The following is a 1,755-nucleotide window of genomic DNA, read 5'->3' as shown; positions in this document are numbered from 1 at the left end:
GGTGCGCACTGCCCTGCTGCACGGCCGCGGCCAGCGCCAGCAGCCGTGGCGGGTCGTCCCCTTCCAGTGCCACGACGCGGGGACGGCCTTCCGTCAGCGTGCCCGTCTTGTCGAACACGACCATCTGCAACGCGTGCGCCGTCTCCAGCGCTTCGGCGTCCTTGATGAGGATTCCGTGGCGCGCGGCGGCGCCCGTGCCGACCATGATGCCGGTCGGCGTGGCGAGACCCAGCGCGCACGGGCACGCGATCACCTGCACCGCGACGGCATTCAGCAATGCCTGCTGCCAGTCGCCCGTGGCGAAGCCCCAGGCCAGCAGCGTGACCAGGGAAATCAGCAGCACGACGGGCACGAACACGGCACTGACCTTGTCGACGAGGCGCTGGATCGGCGCCTTCGCGGCCTGCGCATCCTCGACCATGCGGATGATCCGGGCCAGCATGCTGTCCGCGCCGACCGCGGTCGCCTCGATGAGCAGCAGGCCTTCGCCGTTGACGGCGCCGCCCGTCACGCGGTCGCCCGCGCCCTTCGCCACGGGCAGGCTTTCGCCCGTCAGCAGCGCTTCATCGAGGTGGCTCGCGCCTTCCACGACCTTGCCGTCGGCGGGCACGCGCTCGCCCGGCCGCACGACCATCAGGTCGCCGGCGCGCAGGGCGTCGAGTGCCATGACGGTGTCGCGGCCGTCGCGCCGGACGATGGCTTCCGAAGGCCGCAGCGCCTCGAGCGCGCGGATCGCCGCGACGGTCTGGTGCTTCGCCCGGCCTTCCAGCCATTTACCGAGCAGCACGAGCGAGATGACGACCGCGGCCGATTCGAAGTACAGGTGGCCGTGTCCGCCCGCATTCAACAACTGCCAGAGCGACAGGAAATACGCGGCCGACGTGCCGATGGCCACGAGCAGGTCCATGTTGCCGGCGCCGGCCTGCAGCGCCTTCCAGCCCGCGCGGTAAAAGCGCGCGCCGAGCCAGAACTGGACGGGCGTCGCCAGCAGCAATTGCAGCCAGCCGGGCAGCATCCAGTCGATGCCGAACGGTGCCAGCAGCATCGGCGCGATGAGGGGAAGGCTCAGTAACGCTGCCAGCGCCACGGGCCACCACGTCGGCAGGCCCGGCGCAGTTTCCGCCTTCGGGGTCCCGGTCGGCCGCGCCGTGTAGCCGGCCTGCTCGACGGCGGCCAGGATGGCCTGCAGGTCGAGCCCCTCGCCCTGCACGGCCGCGCGTTCCGTGGCCAGGTTGACGCTCGCGTCGCGCACGCCCGGCACGGCCTTGATCGCCTTTTCGACGCGCGCCACGCACGAGGCGCACGTCATTCCGCTGATGTCGATATCGATCGCCATGGGTATCCTCCTGTCATTACCAGTACAGGATATGCCTTCCTACAATGGGAAGGTCAAGCGGATTGTAAAGCGGGCAGCGGATCCAGCGGGCGGAGTTCGTAACAGAGGTCGGCCCGGTCGGCCGCGGCGGGTACCGACAACAGGTAGCTGTCCAGACCGAGCCGGCGCCCGGACCCGTCCAGCTGCGCCGGCCCCAGGTCGGCCTGGCGCAGCACGAGCACGATGTCGTAGGCAAGGGTCGGCACGGCGAACAGTCGCAATAGGGTGCGCAGCGCGCGGGCGCCCGGGGCGCCGGGCAGGAAGTGATCGTAGCGGGCACGGTCGAGGGGGCCGATGCGCACGCGCACGCGCAGGTCCGGCCGCCAGCTGCGTTCCCCCAGCAGTGCGCGGCGGCCGAGCAGCGCGTTGGTGCCGACGAT

General features: G+C 70.8%; 2 protein-coding genes. Both read right to left on the bottom strand.

Going from position 1 to position 1,755, the window contains the following annotated elements; translation table 11 throughout:
- A partial coding sequence (locus tag ACEN88_RS30875; RefSeq protein WP_413345870.1) for a heavy metal translocating P-type ATPase occupies positions 1-1,336 on the bottom strand: 1,336 nt, incomplete at its 3' end.
- Positions 1,337-1,389: 53 nt separating this feature from the next.
- Positions 1,390-1,755, bottom strand: a 366-nt coding sequence (locus ACEN88_RS30870; RefSeq protein WP_413345869.1) for a type VI secretion system baseplate subunit TssG, incomplete at its 5' end; no start/stop codon positions are given.

It is taken from the genome of Massilia sp. CT11-108, from assembly GCF_047302915.1.
Lineage (GTDB): Bacteria > Pseudomonadota > Gammaproteobacteria > Burkholderiales > Burkholderiaceae_D > Telluria > Telluria orientalis.
This window is presented reverse-complemented; position numbering and strand designations above follow the sequence as displayed.